Source organism: Streptomyces sp. NPDC005262, from assembly GCF_042872425.1.
In the GTDB taxonomy this organism is placed as follows: domain Bacteria; phylum Actinomycetota; class Actinomycetes; order Streptomycetales; family Streptomycetaceae; genus Streptomyces.
In genome coordinates this window covers 304,759-319,944 of sequence record NZ_JBIAKK010000003.1, presented here as the reverse complement: position 1 = coordinate 319,944, position 15,186 = coordinate 304,759, and the positions used below count along the sequence as shown (strand labels likewise).

General features: G+C 68.4%; 11 protein-coding genes and 2 pseudogenes. 7 read left to right on the top strand and 6 right to left on the bottom strand.

The window, feature by feature from the left end:
- The first annotated feature begins 245 nt into the window (after positions 1-245).
- On the top strand, positions 246-1,832 hold the full coding sequence (locus ACFYP5_RS11315; RefSeq protein WP_389033599.1) for an ABC transporter substrate-binding protein: 1,587 nt from the start codon (positions 246-248) through the stop codon (positions 1,830-1,832).
- 47 nt (positions 1,833-1,879) lie between these two features.
- A complete protein-coding gene (locus ACFYP5_RS11310; RefSeq protein ID WP_389033596.1) occupies positions 1,880-2,251 on the top strand; it encodes a VOC family protein in 372 nt (123 codons plus the stop codon).
- 373 nt (positions 2,252-2,624) lie between these two features.
- Here ACFYP5_RS11310 and ACFYP5_RS11305 read toward each other — a convergent pair whose 3' ends face one another.
- Positions 2,625-3,365 carry a DUF4230 domain-containing protein gene (locus ACFYP5_RS11305; RefSeq protein WP_389033593.1) on the bottom strand — a complete coding sequence of 247 codons (741 nt, stop codon included), beginning with the start codon at positions 3,363-3,365 and terminating at the stop codon, positions 2,625-2,627.
- A 358-nt stretch (positions 3,366-3,723) separates the two neighbouring features.
- Between ACFYP5_RS11305 and ACFYP5_RS11300 the strand changes: the two genes are divergently transcribed.
- On the top strand, positions 3,724-4,281 hold the full coding sequence (locus ACFYP5_RS11300) for a DinB family protein (protein WP_389033590.1): 558 nt from the start codon (positions 3,724-3,726) through the stop codon (positions 4,279-4,281).
- A 383-nt stretch (positions 4,282-4,664) separates the two neighbouring features.
- On the opposite strand, the gene ACFYP5_RS11295 is transcribed toward ACFYP5_RS11300, so the two are convergent.
- Positions 4,665-4,829: a hypothetical protein gene (locus ACFYP5_RS11295; RefSeq protein ID WP_356672985.1), complete on the bottom strand. Its 165-nt coding sequence runs from the start codon at positions 4,827-4,829 to the stop codon at positions 4,665-4,667.
- A gap of 1,180 nt (positions 4,830-6,009) precedes the next feature.
- Between ACFYP5_RS11295 and ACFYP5_RS11290 the strand changes: the two genes are divergently transcribed.
- Positions 6,010-6,675: a hypothetical protein gene (locus ACFYP5_RS11290; protein ID WP_389033588.1), complete on the top strand. Its 666-nt coding sequence runs from the start codon at positions 6,010-6,012 to the stop codon at positions 6,673-6,675.
- Between the two features lie 268 nt (positions 6,676-6,943).
- On the opposite strand, the gene ACFYP5_RS11285 is transcribed toward ACFYP5_RS11290, so the two are convergent.
- The gene (locus ACFYP5_RS11285; protein WP_356709276.1) at positions 6,944-7,450 is read right to left on the bottom strand and encodes a DNA starvation/stationary phase protection protein; all 507 of its coding nucleotides are present in this window, start codon (positions 7,448-7,450) and stop codon (positions 6,944-6,946) included.
- 476 nt (positions 7,451-7,926) lie between these two features.
- Here ACFYP5_RS11285 and ACFYP5_RS11280 point away from each other — a divergent pair.
- Positions 7,927-8,268: pseudogene (locus ACFYP5_RS11280) on the top strand (LuxR C-terminal-related transcriptional regulator); the annotation flags it as partial.
- Between the two features lie 84 nt (positions 8,269-8,352).
- Here the strand turns inward: ACFYP5_RS11280 and ACFYP5_RS11275 are convergent.
- The 3 genes and pseudogenes from ACFYP5_RS11275 to katG all read right to left on the bottom strand — a co-directional run.
- Positions 8,353-8,454: pseudogene (locus ACFYP5_RS11275) on the bottom strand (hypothetical protein); the annotation flags it as partial.
- A gap of 698 nt (positions 8,455-9,152) precedes the next feature.
- A complete protein-coding gene (locus ACFYP5_RS11270) occupies positions 9,153-10,565 on the bottom strand; it encodes an MFS transporter (protein ID WP_389033585.1) in 1,413 nt (470 codons plus the stop codon).
- 272 nt (positions 10,566-10,837) lie between these two features.
- Positions 10,838-13,060 (bottom strand): catalase/peroxidase HPI, encoded by a 2,223-nt coding sequence (gene katG / locus ACFYP5_RS11265; protein WP_389033583.1) that lies wholly within the window; start codon positions 13,058-13,060, stop codon positions 10,838-10,840.
- A gap of 587 nt (positions 13,061-13,647) precedes the next feature.
- Between katG and ACFYP5_RS11260 the strand changes: the two genes are divergently transcribed.
- Complete coding sequence (locus ACFYP5_RS11260) at positions 13,648-14,082, top strand: Fur family transcriptional regulator (RefSeq protein WP_389033581.1); 435 nt, start codon at positions 13,648-13,650, stop codon at positions 14,080-14,082.
- 200 nt (positions 14,083-14,282) lie between these two features.
- Positions 14,283-14,924, top strand: a complete 642-nt coding sequence (locus tag ACFYP5_RS11255; protein ID WP_389034448.1) for an HAD family hydrolase — start codon at positions 14,283-14,285, stop codon at positions 14,922-14,924.
- Positions 14,925-15,186 lie beyond the last annotated feature (262 nt).

Sequence of the window (15,186 nt, the reverse complement as noted above, 5' to 3'; positions counted from 1 at the left end):
GGTGCACCGCTGTGATGGAGGAGATTCGGATGCCCCGGACCGGCCCGGACGGCCACGGGTCCGGCCTGACCGTGTCTTGGGCGGCAAAGGCCACAGCTCCCGGTCCATCCGGACCTGGCTCAGGTGGTGGGGCAGCGGCTGCGCCATCCCCGAACGGACCCACCAGGTCCGCAACCGATGGTTCCTGATCAATCCCGGCCGTGGGGGACACCCCGCACGGCCGACAGAAAACACGAGGCAGTTCTGTGAACATACGCAAGCGGTGGACAAGCGCTCCCGTCGGGGCCGGTCTCGCGGCGGCCCTGCTGAGCAGCTGCAGCCTTCAGACCGAAGGAGGCGCAGCCGAGCCCGGCAAATCGATCGTGGTGGGCATGTCGGACGACGTCCTGGCCGCGGATCCGGCTTCGGGCTACGACCCGGGGTCCTGGCTGCTGTTCAACAACGTCTTCCAGTCCCTGCTCAGCTTTCCCCGGGGCGGCTCGACTCCCCAGCCGGAAGCGGCGAAGTCCTGCTCGTTCGAGGACGGCAACAGGACCTATCGGTGCAAGCTCCGTGACGGTCTGACCTTCAGCAACGGCCACAGCCTCACCTCCGAGGACGTCAAGTACTCCTTCGAGCGGGCGATCAGGATCGACGACCCCGCCGGACCCGCGCCGCTGCTCTCCACGATTGGGAAGATCACCACTCCGGACGCGCGAACGGTCGTCTTCCAGCTCAAGGTCCCCGACGCCACCTTCCCCAGCAAGATCGCCTCGGGCGCCGGTTCCATAGTGGACCACAGCGAGTACCCGGCGAACAGCCTGCGCAAGGACGGCAAGGCCGTCGGGTCGGGGCCCTACAAGCTGAAGTCCCTCGACAAGTCGAAGGCCGTCTTCACGGTCAACTCCGGCTACCAGGGCACAGCTCGGGTGAAGAACTCGGGCATCACCCTCGACTTCTTCCGGGGCGACCAGAAGAAGCTGGCCTCCGCTCTGCAGAAGGGGGACATCGATGTCGCCTACCGTGGTCTGACCGCCCGGGACATCTCCAAACTGGAGGATTCCGCCTCCGCGGCCGACAAGGGCATCGACGTCGTCGAAGGCACCAGCGCCGAGGTGCAGCACCTGGTCTTCAACATGAAGGACCCGGTGGTCGGGCAGCTCCCCGTACGCAAGGCCATCGCGTACCTGGTGAATCGTGACGCCCTCGTCAGCGAGGTCTACCACTCCACGGCCACCCCGCTGTACTCCATCGTTCCCGCCGGCATCACGGCCCACAACACCGCGTACTTCGACATGTACGGCGGCAGCCCGCAGCCGGCCAAGGCGGAAGAGGCACTGCGTACCGCAAACATCACCGACAAGGTGAAGCTCACGCTGTGGTCCACGCCGAGCCGTTACGGCCCCGCCACCGACGAGGCGTTCCGGACGATCGCCAAGCAGCTCAACGCGAGCGGACTGTTCGACGCGGAGGTCAAGTCCCTGCCCTTCGACCAGTACGAGAAGCGGATCGCGGCCGGCGAGCTCGGCGTCTACGTGAAGGGCTGGGTCCCGGACTACCCCGACCCGGACAACTTCACCCAGCCGTTCTTCGGCAAGGACAACGTCCTGCAGAACCGCTACGTGAACAACGACATCACCAGCCGGATCATCCCCGATACCGCGGCTAAGGCCGAACGGGGTTCCACCGAGCAGGACTTCAGCGAGCTCCAGGACGACGTGGCCCAGGACCTGCCGATCCTGCCGCTGTGGCAGGGCAAGCAGTACGCGGTGGCGCACGACAACATCGCCGGCCTGGAATGGACCCTGGACGCCTCGACCGTGTTCCGTTTCTGGGAGATCAGCAAGTACTAGTTCCGTACCCGGTTCTGTCGGGGCGATCGCCGGGCACACTGGCCGGCATGCCTGTCTCGCTGCATCACATCGTCATCGACGCGCACGACCTTCCCGCCCTGGCCCGGTTCTGGGCCGAGGCGCTGGGTTGGCGGATCCTGTCCCAGCGGGAGCGGGAGGTCGTGATCGGGCCTGACGAGACCGCGCCGGTGGGCATCTGCTTCATGCCCGTGACGGACCGTAAGGTCGTCAAGAACCGGCTGCACCTCGACCTGACATCCGCGGCGGAGGACCGGGAGGCCGAGATCGAGCGCCTCCTCGCACTTGGCGCACGCAGGGCCGACGTCGGGCAGAGCGGCAGCGAATCGTGGACCGTGCTGGCCGATCCGGAGGGGAACGAGTTCTGCGTCGTTTGCCCTAAGGAGACCCTCATCGGCTGAGGGCCGGCCCGTAATGCCTGGTGGGTCGGCGTGTGGCGTCGGATGCGGTGCATCGCGAGGCGGAGGGGCATCCTCGTACCGAGTGCATTCGGGCGTTCCGACAACAGTGAGGTGCCGTAGCTGTCGTCACGCGCCCGCCCGGGGTTACGGGATAGCCCTTGGGACGTGACGATCGTCGTCGAAGCCGGGTGGCCGTCCGCCGCATGAGCCATGGTGCGGGCGGGCGGCCTGGCTGTCGGTCTTACCGGGATCGTGCGCCGGATGCTCGGTGCCGCAGGTACCGGCGGCACCGGTCGGTGACGGCTCGCAGTTCGTCGCGATCTCGACGTGCGCCCGACCGTACCGGGCGCACGTCGGGTGGGATGCCGCTGGACTACTTGGGGGCCGGTCCGTAGTGCACGGTGACCCGGTCGAACCCCAGGGAACCGAGCAGGCCCTTGAGCATGTTCGTGGTGTTCTTCTCGGCGCGGCCGGTCAGGCCGCTGTCCTTGGCAGCCTCGCCGATGTGCTGGGCGGCGAGCTTGTTGACCGCCTGCTCACTGCTGGGGTTGTCCGAGAAGAAGTCGCCGATTCGGTCGAGGAACCCGCGTTGCTTGGACACGGCGTAGGAGCGGTCCGGGTCCAGTGCCGGCTTGCCCAGTACGGCATGCGGCAGTCGGATGTCCGCCGTGGTGCGCTCCTTGTTGATCACCACACCGTCACTCGCCACCTTACCGAGGTCGACGGACGCACCGACGGTACCTGCACCGACATACAGGGTGCGGGTGCCGCGGATGGCATCCGGCAGGAACTTCGCGTCCTTCTCCAGATCCACGACGACCTGGAAGTTGCCGGACGCCGCCTCGTACGAGCTCATGTCCTGAATCGACTTCAGCACCGCTGGTCCCGAGCGGTCCTTCGTCGTGTCACCGAAGAAGTCACCGATGCCGGGAAGCACGCTGAGGCGGGTGCCCACGAGCAGCAGAGCGAGTGCGGCCGCGCCGAGCGCGACGGCTTTCACCCACCACCGGGGGCGGTCGGGGCGAGGTGCACGATCTCCCGACTTCCCCGACGATCCGAGGTGCTCGGAACTCCCGCGTTGCTTGCCGGCTCTCCTTGCGTCAGTGGACGTCATTGCATCCGTGTGACCCGATCGTCACCTTCCAATCAGCCTGACCGGTCACAATCGGACAGATCCTGTATCCCGAAGCAGACGCCGGTCCGACGGCTCAAGTGTCCCGGTTCGGGCCGCTGATCACTCGGGCCGTGAACCCCGACGGGTCTGCCGGCCGCGACGCTACTGCCGCCCCCGTCGACGAACTCTCCGGCCGATGCCCTCCTCAGCAGTTCGGTGACGAGTGTCGTGCGCGTCCGCTGCGGGTTGTTCTGCTGCTGCCCGCCGCTCCCGCCGTCACCGCCTGTACCTTCCGAAGCGCCCGTGCCCGCGCCATCCGCACATCGCCGTCACCGGCACGCCCTGAAGGAGAGACAACATGAGTACGACCAGCCCACAGAGAAGAGCCGCCATGTTCGTCGGACCCGACGACGACCCCCGGCTCGGTGCTCCCTCGACCGGCGAAGAACGCGGCATGCTTGCCGGGTTCCTCAGGGCTCAGCGCTCGACGCTGGAACTGAAGTGCGCGGGTCTGGACGCCGAGCTGTCCCGGCGCTCCGTCGGGCCCTCCACCCTCTCGCTGCTCGGCCTCGTCCGCCATCTTGCCGACGTCGAACGCCGATGGTTCCGCCAGGTCCTTGCCGGTCAGGACGCACCATCGCGCTTCTCCTCGTCGGCCGAGCCCGACGGCGACTTCGACGGCGCGGTGTCCGATCCTGCCGTTGTGGTCAAGGCATGGGAGGCATGGCACGCCGAGGTGGCGTTCGCCGACGCCTTCGTCGCCGAAGCGCCCCACCTGGACCTTGTGGGCGAGGACGCATGGCGCGGGACGGTGTCGCTGCGCTGGGTGCTCATCCACATGGTCGAGGAGTACGCCCGGCACAACGGACACGCTGATCTGCTCCGTGAGCGCATCGATGGCGCGGTCGGCGTGTGACGAGACCGCTGAGGCCGGCCGTGGCGCACCGGGCAGGATCCGGCGCAGCACGGATGTGTGATCGCTCCGGTCGCCGACCTGCCATGTGTGCTCCAGGAGGTCAGGGGCCAACTCCGTGACCTTGAGCTGGGCGAGATCTTCAGCACTGTCCCAGTGGCACTCACAGTTGTGCTCCTCGGGGCAGGCGATCATTTCCCGTGGGAGGTGGAGGCCGGGCCGTCAAGCGCGAAGTCGTGCGCGTGCCGGTCGAGGTCCATCACGGCGTCCACGTTCGAGGGCTTCCGGAGATTGCCCTGCCCGAAGATCCCGGATCTAGCGGCGCGGCCCTCGGAACCGCACCCCCGACAACGGCCGGGCAGGGGCGGTCTGTCGTGCCCTTGCGGTCAGCCTGCCTGGTACACGTGAGCGTCGGCGCCCTGCCACTGGATCACGCTGGGATCGTCGAGAACCCGCTCCGGGGCAGCGAGACCGGCGGCGGACAAAAGCACGACAAGGTCGTGGTCGCTGTACGCGGTCCCCAACGTCCGCTCGCAACTGTTGGCGTGCATCGTCACAAGTCTGCCTCCGGAAGGCGTGGGGGCCTGAACGGTCCAGTGGGGTGTCACCATGGCTTCAGGGTGTCTCCAAATACCCGTCGGTGTACCGCACTTACGGGCCGTACACCCGTCTGGCCGATCGGCGTTTTGTTCGGAACCGGGCGATCTGGTTAGCTGCTTCTGCCGTCCGGTCTGAGCAACCGTCAGTGACTGACCGCGACCGGACGCAATTCCGCCCCCCTTCCGGGGAAGGGGGGCGGAATTGAGCGTCCAGGCTCAGAACCTCGTCTCCCCAAGGGTGTTACGCAGAAGAGCTGCGCCACAGGCGGCCTTCCCGTACCGAAGAGCCGGCTGAACCTGGGGCCGTGATCTTCGAGGCCCGGACGGCCTGCTGCTCCGGCGTCGGAGGGGCAGGGTCGGTCACCATCCGCAGCGGTGCCTGGAGCGACCTCCGGCCCGAGCCGTTGCGTACGCCGCGGCGGCCGATCCGCGCCTGCGGCATGACCGGACCGTCCGCTACCGACAGATGCCGCTCGTCCGGACGGTCGCGATGAGCCGGGTGCCGCCGGGTCCGGTCCGCGGACGGTCCCGGCGGTGAGTGCGCCCGTAGTTGTTGCGGTCGGTCGCCTTGCGCCCGTCGATCGCGGTGTTTCGGCGGAGCCTGGCCCTGGGCGGTTCGTCGGCGTTTCTGTGCTGGTGGTACGGGAGTCGGCGGGGCGTGGGTGTCGGGTTTCCGCGCGGTCCAGGCCGGCGTCTTGCCATAGGGATCGACCACGACCACGTCCGGAGTCGCCGTTGAGCCCTGGTGGTCCGGACGCGCGTTCAGTAACTCGAAGGACCGAAAATTCAACACGTGGAGTAATGGATGTCCAGGTCGCCCAATGCGTTAAGCGTAGGCATGGAGGTATATGTGCAGCATGTCGCGACTGCTGCAACTACTGAGAGTCATGTACGTTGACGTGCGTCGCGCCGGTCGGGTACCGGCGCATGTCTGGTCGTTCGGCAAGCACATAGCCAGCCACATGTCTGGTCCATCTACCATCCGAAAGGAGTGAGCGTGAACGCTCGCTTTGGCGTGAGTCGGGGAAAGCTGCTTGCGGTCTCAGCACTGGCCGCGTTCGTCACCTCGACCCTCTCAGGATCCGTGTCTGCTCTCGCAGACACGGACCAAGCGCGTTCAGAACACTGGGGCGTGATCACCCGCAACACGATCGGCTCTCCCGTCGCCGATCTGAGGGACGGCCCGTACGGCTCGTACGACAAGACGGGATCCGCCGCCAGGCCGCCGTACGGGACGGGCAGCCTTGGAATCGAGGTGGCAGACGGGTCCCAGGCGGGCTCTGATCCCCGAGAGAAGGTCGACTTCGGCAACGAGGTCGACTTCTACGGCGATTCGGTGCTGAGCCTGCAGAATGTCGGGTTCCGCGTCTTCCAGACCCACGAGAACGTCCTCGCCGGCGGCCCGGACAACCTGCCGAACATCAGATTCGAGATCGATCCGAACCTGACGTCAAACCCCACCAACTACTCCACGTTGGTGTGGGTGCCGGCTGCAGTCCCGTTGACGAGCGAGAACCAATGGAGCGGGTACATCGATGCCACCCAGAATGGTTACTGGTACCTCACGGGTGCCGCGGGTGGAGCGACCAACTGTAGTTCGTCACTCCCCCACTGCAACTGGGCGCAGATCAAGTCCGCGCTCGACGACCCCGGCAGCAGCGGTAGGCCGACCATCCTCTCCGCTGCGGTAGGCAAGGGCCGCGACAGCGCGTGGGTTGGCGCTGTCGACGGTCTCCGGATCAACCGGACCATCTACGACTTCGAGGCGGACGGCGTCAACGCTCGTCGAGTCAACTGACGTGTAGGTCCAGGCGGTGGACCGGCCAACAGCCGGTCCACCGCTTGGACATGAAGTCCGGATGCGCGGCCGTTCCGCCCCTCGCACCACGCACGATGACGCTGCTGTTCGTCCGGTTCCGCTGTTGGTCCGTGACCGGGTCGTCGCACGCATGTACAACCTCGCCCTGCGCCTCATCAGGGCACTCGAAACCGACCCTCGATCTGCGACATCGCAGTCTTCTGCAACACGCACCGGGCCTTCTCCGAGCCGCTCCAGAGGGTAGGTCTCAGACAGATCGGTTTTCCGCGCTGACCATCCAGGCGTGCTTCTCCAGCGAGTCGATGACGGCGTGCAGCAGGTCGGCCGTGGAGGGATCTTCGCTGTCGACCTGGTCATGGAGGGTGCGCAGCGTATCGACGGTGGCACGCAGGCGCGCAGTGACGAGGTCGACAACCGCGCTCACATTCTGCTCGCCCTCCGGGAACGCGGGGAGAGTGGTGGTCGCTGCCACGGTTTCGGTACGGCCGTCCGGGCAGGCCGCGAGAGCCCGCATACGTTCGGCGATGGTGTCGGCGGACTCCCGCGCCTCGTCGACGATCTCATCCAGTTGCAGGTGGAGGTCCCGGAAGTTGTGACCGACCACGTTCCAGTGGGCCTGCTTCCCCTGGAGGTGCAGTTCCACGAGGTCCACCACGATCTGCTGCAAGGCCTGGGCAAGCTGCGGCGACGCCGTGAAGCCGGCGGAATCGGTCTCTGAACGCCGGGAGCCCCCAGGGGCAGAGGATGCGGTCATGGCGTCGCTCCTTCGAGAGCACAAGGGACCGGGCCCCCGAGCGGGAGGCCCGTCGACTGACACCGACAAGCCTACGAAGGTCACTCTGAGCCGCCACCGGGGTTCGGCCGCCCGGCCGTTCAGCCGCGTCGGTGTCACCCCGCCGGGAGCCCCGCACATATGGCGTGCTTTCGCTTTCGAACCCGAGATGCCGCACCATCCGGCACCACACGCGCGCCGACGCCCCTGAGCGGTCGGTGCGCACCGGCCCGAGCTCTCTGGACCGCGGCGAGGTCGCCCGATCGGACGCACCCTTCCGGATCGTGGCCCGTTGCTGCCCCAGATCATGGCTCGCGGCGGTGTCCCGGCTGACGTTCTCCGACGGGGCAGCTGACGGACTCGGCGATTGCGGCCAAGAGGGTCAGCACGCCGACGGACCGGCCACGGGTCTCGCCGACATCGTGCCCGGTCCGAGTGAGAACCGCGGACCACCGAGAGTTCGCGCGGTGGCCGACGGCGCCGCCTACCTGTCACCGAAGGTCGCGACCCGAGTGGTCGCGCACCTCGCGTCGAGCGGCGCCGGTGCCCTGGCCGGTCGACGTGGCGCCGCCCGTGAGCGGGTCGATGGGCTCACCGCCCGGGAACGCGAAGTGCTGTCCTTCCTCGGTAGCGGGCTGTCCAACGGCCAGATCGCGCGCCGAGTGCATGTGGTGGAAGGAACGATCAAGGCGCACGTCAGCTCCGTCCTGGCCCGCCTGGGTGTCGACAACCGGGCCGCTGCCGCCGTCCTGGCGCACGAGGCCGGCATCGTTCTCCCACCAGCGTCTGACCAGCAGTGATGTTGCCCGTCGCCCGAGCGGCAACACGGCGAGCAACACAGCAGCCACGACGGTACCGCCGAGGATCGCACCGGCGAGCACGTCGTGCGGGTAGTGGACTCCCACCAGGACGCGCAGCAGCGCCGCTGCCCCGGCCAACGGCAGTGTGAGGGTGGCCAGGCGAGGCGACAGCATGGCCAGCCCCACTGCGAGAGCGGCGGCCAGGGTGGCGTGGTTGCTCGGGAAAGACCAGTCCCCCGTCGGTGGGCACTCCGTGATCGCCTCGCCCCCCCCGCAACGCCCGGCAGGGCCGCTCCTCGTCCACGACCAGTTTCAGCGCCTCGCTGATGGCACAGGCGGCAACGGCGCCGACACCGATCACGACGGCTCCTGCCGTGCCGGCCGCGTCCTGGCGGCGGACCGCGGTCCAGTACAACCGGACCAGCAACAACCCGAGAATCGCCACGGTGCCCTCGGAGGCCGCCTCAAGAAGCGAGCCCATCCATGCCGGTGCGTCCGCAACCGCTTCGGCCACCGACCGGTACGCCGATACCGAAGCACCTTTCGTGACCTCGGTTGCGCCGGCCTTGCCCAGCCCGCCCGGGGACAGCCACACGTTCGCTCCGGCACCCGCGCTCAGTAATGCCACGGAGCCCGGTATCCGGGCGACCCGGAAGTTCTTTTCACAGTGCGTTTCCATGCCCACGAACGTAGGAGCGGCAGCAGCGGGAAGACCGAGCCGAATGGCAAGGCCGGACTTGGACGATGGTCAGGGTTGACGCCCGCGCATCACTGGACGTTCCCGGTCCACTGAGAAGCGCTCCGTTCGCCCCACGACTGGTTCTGCCCTCTCGGAGTCTTCGCCGCGGACGTGGACATCGTGTCGGCGACGGGTTGGCAGACCTTCAGTCGGCGACGTGGCGGTGTGCCTTCTGCGGGATGCAGAAGAGCGCGAGGGCGGCGGCCGTCAGGTATGCGGCCGCGCCGATGGCCATGCTGGTCCGCAGTCCGGTGGTGAAGTCGGCTGCGGAGGCCAGTAGCGAGCCTCCCAGCGCGACGCCTGCGGCGCTGCCCACCTGGCGGGCGGTGTTGAACAAGGCGGAGGCGGTACCGGAGTACTTGTCGGGGGCGGCTGACATCGCGGTGGCAGTTGATCCGGTGAGGGCGAAGGACGTGCCGAAGCCCGCCGCCATCATCGGCGCCACGAGCAGGAGGTAGTCCGGGTCCGGTCCGGCGGCGGCCCAGCCTGCCAGGCCCGCCGACCCCAGGAGCATGCCCGTGACCACGAGCGGGCGGTGTCCGGTGGTGCCTGCCAGTCGGCCCGACAGGACGGAGGCGAACATCGTCATGGCCACCGCCGGGAAGAGCGCGATCCCGGTGCGCAGTGCGGACAGACCGCGCTGGTGCTGGAAGTACAGACTGGCGGTGAAAATCATGCCGTAGAAGGCGAAGTTGAACAGCAGACCGATGGCCGCGCCCCCGCTCATCGCGCGGGAGCGCAGCAGCCACAGGGGCACCACGGGTGTGCGGGCCAGACGCTCGCGGAGGATGAACGCGGCGGCTGCCAGCAGGCACAGGCCTGCCCCGATGAGGATCAGTGGGTCCGCCCAGCCACGGCGTCCGGCCTCGTTCAGGACGGCGGTGAGCAGGGCCACCATCGCGATGAGCGCGCACTGGGCGGGCCAGTCCACGGGGCGGTCCGGACGTCTGGCCGAAGCGGGCACACGGCGGAGCGTCAGCAACAGACAGGCGCATCCGACGGGCAGGTTGATGAAGAACACCCATCGCCAGCCCAACGTGGTGACCAGAAGGCCGCCCAGGAGGGGGCCTGCGCAGGCGGCGACACCCGCCATGGAGCCCCAGATGCCGAAGGCCCGGGAGCGCTCGGCGGGTGAGGGATACGCTTGTTGGAGGAGAGCGAGGGAGCCGGGCACGATCAGTGCCGCGCCGAGTCCCTCCAGGAGTCGGGCGGCGACCAGGGCCCCGGCGCTCCGGGCCAGTCCGCAGCCGGCCGAGGCGGCGGTGAACACCACCACTCCGGTACAGAAGATCCGGCGGTTTCCCAGCCGGTCGCCCAGCGCGCCGCCGGTGAGCAACAGGCCGGCGAAGACCAGGGTGTAGCCGTCGGTGATCCACTGGATCCCGGTGAGCGAGGCCGACAGTTCCCGTCCCACCACCGGGACGGCGACGTTGATGACCGTCACATCCAGGATGACCATGAAGTAGCCCGCGCACACCGCGAGAAGCGGGGCCAGGGACCGGCCGGAAGCCGCAGGCTCCTCCGGTCGATCGGCTCGGGGGATACCGGCGCGTACCATGGCGACAGGGTATTACCGCGACAAATGCCTCCCGCGGCTTGAGCGGCCCAGCGGCGCGCCGGGCTCGCGGGCCGCACTGGGCCTCAACGGCGCGCTTCAGGAACCCGATTGCTCAGCGCCGTACGTGGCCGGTCCCACGCCGGTGAAGCCTCGGTTCCACGCAAGTCCCTTGCGCAGAACCTCGCCGGAGGCCGATCCGGGGTCCACGGTCGCCATGGCACCCGGGGGAGCGCGTCCAGGTCGGCCGATGGGGGCCGACCTGGACGTAATGATCAGACGAGGTCGAACCGGTCGAGGTTCATCACCTTGTCCCACGCCGCGACGAAGTCCTTCACGAACTTCTCCTTCGCGTCATCGCTCGCGTAGACCTCCGCGACCGCGCGCAGCTCGGAGTTCGACCCGAAGACGAGGTCGGCTCGGCTGCCGGTCCACCTGACCTCGCCCGTGGAGGCGTCGCGGCCCTCGAACGTGTTCGCGTCCTCGGACGTCGCCTTCCATGTGGTGCCCAGGTCGAGCAGGTTGACAAAGAAGTCGTTGGTCAAGGACCCGGGCGTCGTGGTGAAGGCGCCGAGCGGCGACTGCTGGTGGTTCGCGCCCAGGACGCGGAGGCCACCGACCAGGACCGTCAACTCGGGGGCGCTCAGCGTCAGCAGGTTCGCCTTGTCGAGCAGCAGGTACTCGGCCGGCAGCCGGTTGCCCTTCCCGAGGTAGTTGCGGAAGCCGTCCGCGTTCGGCTCCAGTGCGGCGAAGGACTCCGCGTCGGTGTGCTCGTCCGTCGCATCGACGCGGCCCGGGGTGAAGGGCACCTGGACGTCGTGACCGGCGTCCTTGGCGCCCTTCTCGACGGCGGCGACGCCGCCGAGCACGATCAGGTCGGCCAGGGAGACGTGCTTGTCACCGGAGTTGAAGGCACGCTGGATGCCCTCCAGCGTGCGCAGTACCTCGGCCAGCTGGTCGGGTTCGTTGGCCTCCCAGCCGCGCTGCGGCTCCAGTCGGATGCGCGCGCCGTTGGCGCCGCCGCGCTTGTCGCTGCCGCGGAACGTCGAGGCCGACGCCCATGCGGTGGAGACCAGCTGCGAGACGGTCAGGTCCGAGCCGAGGATCTTCGCCTTGAGGGCGGTGATGTCCTCGGCGTCGATGACCTCGCCCTCCGCCTCCGGCAGCGGGTCCTGCCACAGGAGGGTCTCTTCCGGGACCTCCGGGCCGAGGTAGAGCGACTTCGGGCCCATGTCGCGGTGGGTCAGTTTGTACCAGGCCCGCGCGAAGGCGTCCGCGAACTCCGCGGGGTTCTCGTGGAAGCGGCGGGAGATCGGCTCGTAGATCGGGTCGAGGCGCAGCGACAGGTCCGTCGTGAGCATCGAGGGAGCGATCTTCTTCGAGGGGTCGTGGGCGGCGGGGACCGTGCCCTCGCCCGCGCCGTCTTTCGGCTTCCACTGGTTGGCGCCCGCGGGGCTCTGGGTCAGCTCCCACTCGTAACCGAAGAGGTTGTCGAAGAAGCCGTTGCTCCACCGGGTGGGCGTGGTGGTCCAGGTGACCTCCAGGCCGGAGGTGATGGCGTCCGCGCCCTTGCCCGTGCCGTACGTGCTCTTCCAGCCCAGGCCCTGCGCCTCGATCGGGGCGGCCTCGGGGTCGGCGCCGACGCTCTCCGCCGGGCCCGCGCCGTGGGTCTTGCCGAAGGTGTGACCGCCCGCGATCAGGGCGACCGTCTCCTCGTCGTTCATCGCCATCCGGCGGAAGGTCTCACGGATGTCGCGGGCCGCGGCGATCGGGTCCGGGTTGCCGTTCGGGCCCTCCGGGTTGACGTAGATGAGGCCCATCTGCACGGCGCCGAGCGGGTTCTCCAGCTCACGGTCGCCGGTGTAGCGCTCGGCGTCGAGCCAGGTGGTCTCGGGCCCCCAGTACACGTCCTCCTCGGACTCCCAGACGTCCTCGCGGCCACCGGCGAAGCCGAATGTGTCGAAGCCCATCTGCTCCAGGGCGACATTGCCGGTGAGGATCATGAGGTCGGCCCAGGAGAGGCTCTGGCCGTACTTCTTCTTCACGGGCCACAGCAGGCGCCGGGCCTTGTCGAGGTTCCCGTTGTCCGGCCAGCTGTTGAGAGGGGCGAAGCGCTGCTGGCCGGCCCCGGCACCGCCACGGCCGTCGCTGATCCGGTAGGTGCCCGCGCTGTGCCACGCCATCCGGATCATGAACGGCCCGTAGTGGCCGAAGTCGGCGGGCCACCAGTCCTGCGAGGTCGTCAGTACCTCCGCGATGTCCCGCTTCACGGCCGGGAGGTCGAGGGGCTTGAACGCCTCGGCGTAGTCGAACTCCTCGCCGAGCGGGTTGGCCACACCGGGGTTCTTGGCAAGGATCTTCAGGTTGAGCCGCTCCGGCCACCACTGGCGGTTTCCGCCGCCTTGAGTCGGGTGCGCGGCGCGCCCGTGCGCGACCGGGCAGCCACCTCCGCCCTCCGCCTTCGCGTCTACGACGATTGCATCATGGTTCTCAGACATGGGAATCCTTCCGGACCAGGCGGATCACGGTGCTCAGGAACTGTGGATGGTGGAACAGTCGGGCATGGGCCCCGGCAGTCGACGTCGGCTTCGTCGACCGAGAAGGCTTGGCCATCGGACGCGACAGGAGCAGGGGGTATCGCCGACCGCGCAGCCGGCGTCGACGACGACACGGTGCGCCCCTCGAACCGTGCCGGGTCCCCGGCCGGTTCGATGCGGCGTACGAGTCGCGCCGAAGCGAGCGCGTGGAGGGTCTCAGGGACGTGAAGGGAGATACGCCCCACGCGATCTCACGCCCCGTCGGTGGTCGTCCCGATGCCGAGGTGGCCACCGTCCTGGACGGCCTCAAGCAGCGCGAGGCGGGCGGCTGCGACCCACAGGCTGGCACTGCGCGGCTCCTCGGGGATGATCCGTCACGGCTCTTTCTCCTGCGGTACTGGAGTGTTCCTGTCCCTTGGCCATCAACGAAACCGATCCTACAATGGACAGAATCCAAGTCAAGAAGCGCGCCAAACCCATATCCAGCAGGAACCCGGACGTGCGTCGGCACCTTCGGGTATCCACCGAACCTGAATAGGTGAACCGATATGAGTGACCTGCTGGAGCGACTGCGACTGCGAGGGCGTGACTGGCGGATGACCTCCCAGCGGCGTGTCGTTGCGGAGGTTCTCGATGGTGAACATGTGCATCTCACGGCCGAAGAGGTGCACGCCCGTGCGGTACAGCGGCTGCCCGAGATCTCCCGGGCGACCGTCTACAACGCCCTGGGCGAGCTGGTCGCACTCGGCGAGGTCCTGGAGTTCTCCACTGACGGCCGCGCAAAGCGTTACGACCCCAATGCACAACACCCGCACCAGCACCTGGTGTGCTCCAGCTGCGGAACCATCCGCGATGTCCACCCGACCGGCGATCCGCTGACCGACCTCCCGGCGGAGGAGCGGTTCGGCTTCACGGTGTCCAAGGTCGAGGTCACCTACCGCGGGTTGTGTCCGTCGTGCGCCCGGACCACGCCTGACCACTGAGATCTTGTGGTGGGGCGCGGTGAGCCGACGGATGTGGCATGGAGCCGGACTACGCCGTTGCCGCCGGTTGCTGCTGGCCGGCGGGACGGCTGTGGCTGCGGGTGACGGACGGCTGTGGCTGCAGGCGACCGGTGGTCCGGCCAGAGGGCGAGCAGGACAGGAGCGAGGGCCGGCCATGCGGTACGCGTAAGGTCGGCATGGTGATTGCGACCATCGTCTTCGACGTCGGCGAAACCCTCATCAGGGACGACCGGTACTGGCAGACCTGGGCGGAGTGGCTCGGCGTCCCACGGCACACCGTCAGCGCTCTCGTCGGGGCCGTCGTCACCCAAGGCCGCGACAACACGGACGCGTTGAGGATCCTCCGCCCCGACATCGACGTCGGCGCGGAGTACCGCGCGCGCGAAGCGGCCGGCCAGGGCGAGCACCTCGACGAGACGGACCTCTACCCGGATGTTCGGCCGGCCCTCGCGGGGCTTCGCAAGCTCGGTGTCCGCGTCCTCGTCGCCGGGAACCAGAGCGCGAAGGCCGGGATCCTGCTGCGTGCCCTGGACCTGCCCGCAGACCTCGTCGTCACCTCGGGGGAGTGGGGGGTCGCGAAGCCTGATCCGGCGTTCTTCCAGCGAGTTCTGCAGGAGTCCGGTGCTGCTGCCCACGAGACGGTGTACGTCGGTGACCACCCGGTGAACGACGTGTTCCCCGCCAAGGCGGCCGGGCTGCGGGTCGCCCACATTCGCCGCGGACCGTGGGGGAACTGGTGGGCCGGCGACCCGGACGTCATCGCGGCCGCGGACTGGTCCATCAACTCACTCACGGAGCTGACCGCCGTCGTCGGCGACTGACGCAACCGGGCGGCCCCACCTGAGACCTTGCTTTCAGGTGGGGCCGTCTGCGTATCCGAGGCGGAGCCGCACAGCAGGTTCGGCAGGTAGGCGCATCGCCCGCCACCGCAGCGTCGCCGGCCCCCGGCTCAGCGGCGGCCGGTAGGTGCGAGCCGCCTCGCCCGGCGACGGCTGAACCTCCCGGCGCGGTGGCGGTGCTCGGTGGTGCCGTTGCAGGTCGAGGGCTTTGAACACCGGGGTTTTCACCGGCCATCCGGATTCC

What these genes read in the sequence shown, in the direction of transcription:
- ACFYP5_RS11310 (WP_389033596.1), top strand. Translation starts at nt 1,880, where the DNA reads ATGCCTGTCTCGCTGCATCACATCGTCATCGACGCGCACGACCTTCCC.
- ACFYP5_RS11305 (WP_389033593.1), bottom strand. Translation starts at nt 3,365, where the DNA reads ATGACGTCCACTGACGCAAGGAGAGCCGGCAAGCAACGCGGGAGTTCC.
- ACFYP5_RS11300 (WP_389033590.1), top strand. Translation starts at nt 3,724, where the DNA reads ATGAGTACGACCAGCCCACAGAGAAGAGCCGCCATGTTCGTCGGACCC.
- ACFYP5_RS11295 (WP_356672985.1), bottom strand. Translation starts at nt 4,829, where the DNA reads ATGCACGCCAACAGTTGCGAGCGGACGTTGGGGACCGCGTACAGCGAC.
- ACFYP5_RS11285 (WP_356709276.1), bottom strand. Translation starts at nt 7,450, where the DNA reads ATGACCGCATCCTCTGCCCCTGGGGGCTCCCGGCGTTCAGAGACCGAT.
- ACFYP5_RS11270 (WP_389033585.1), bottom strand. Translation starts at nt 10,565, where the DNA reads ATGGTACGCGCCGGTATCCCCCGAGCCGATCGACCGGAGGAGCCTGCG.
- katG (WP_389033583.1), bottom strand. Translation starts at nt 13,060, where the DNA reads ATGTCTGAGAACCATGATGCAATCGTCGTAGACGCGAAGGCGGAGGGC.
- ACFYP5_RS11260 (WP_389033581.1), top strand. Translation starts at nt 13,648, where the DNA reads ATGAGTGACCTGCTGGAGCGACTGCGACTGCGAGGGCGTGACTGGCGG.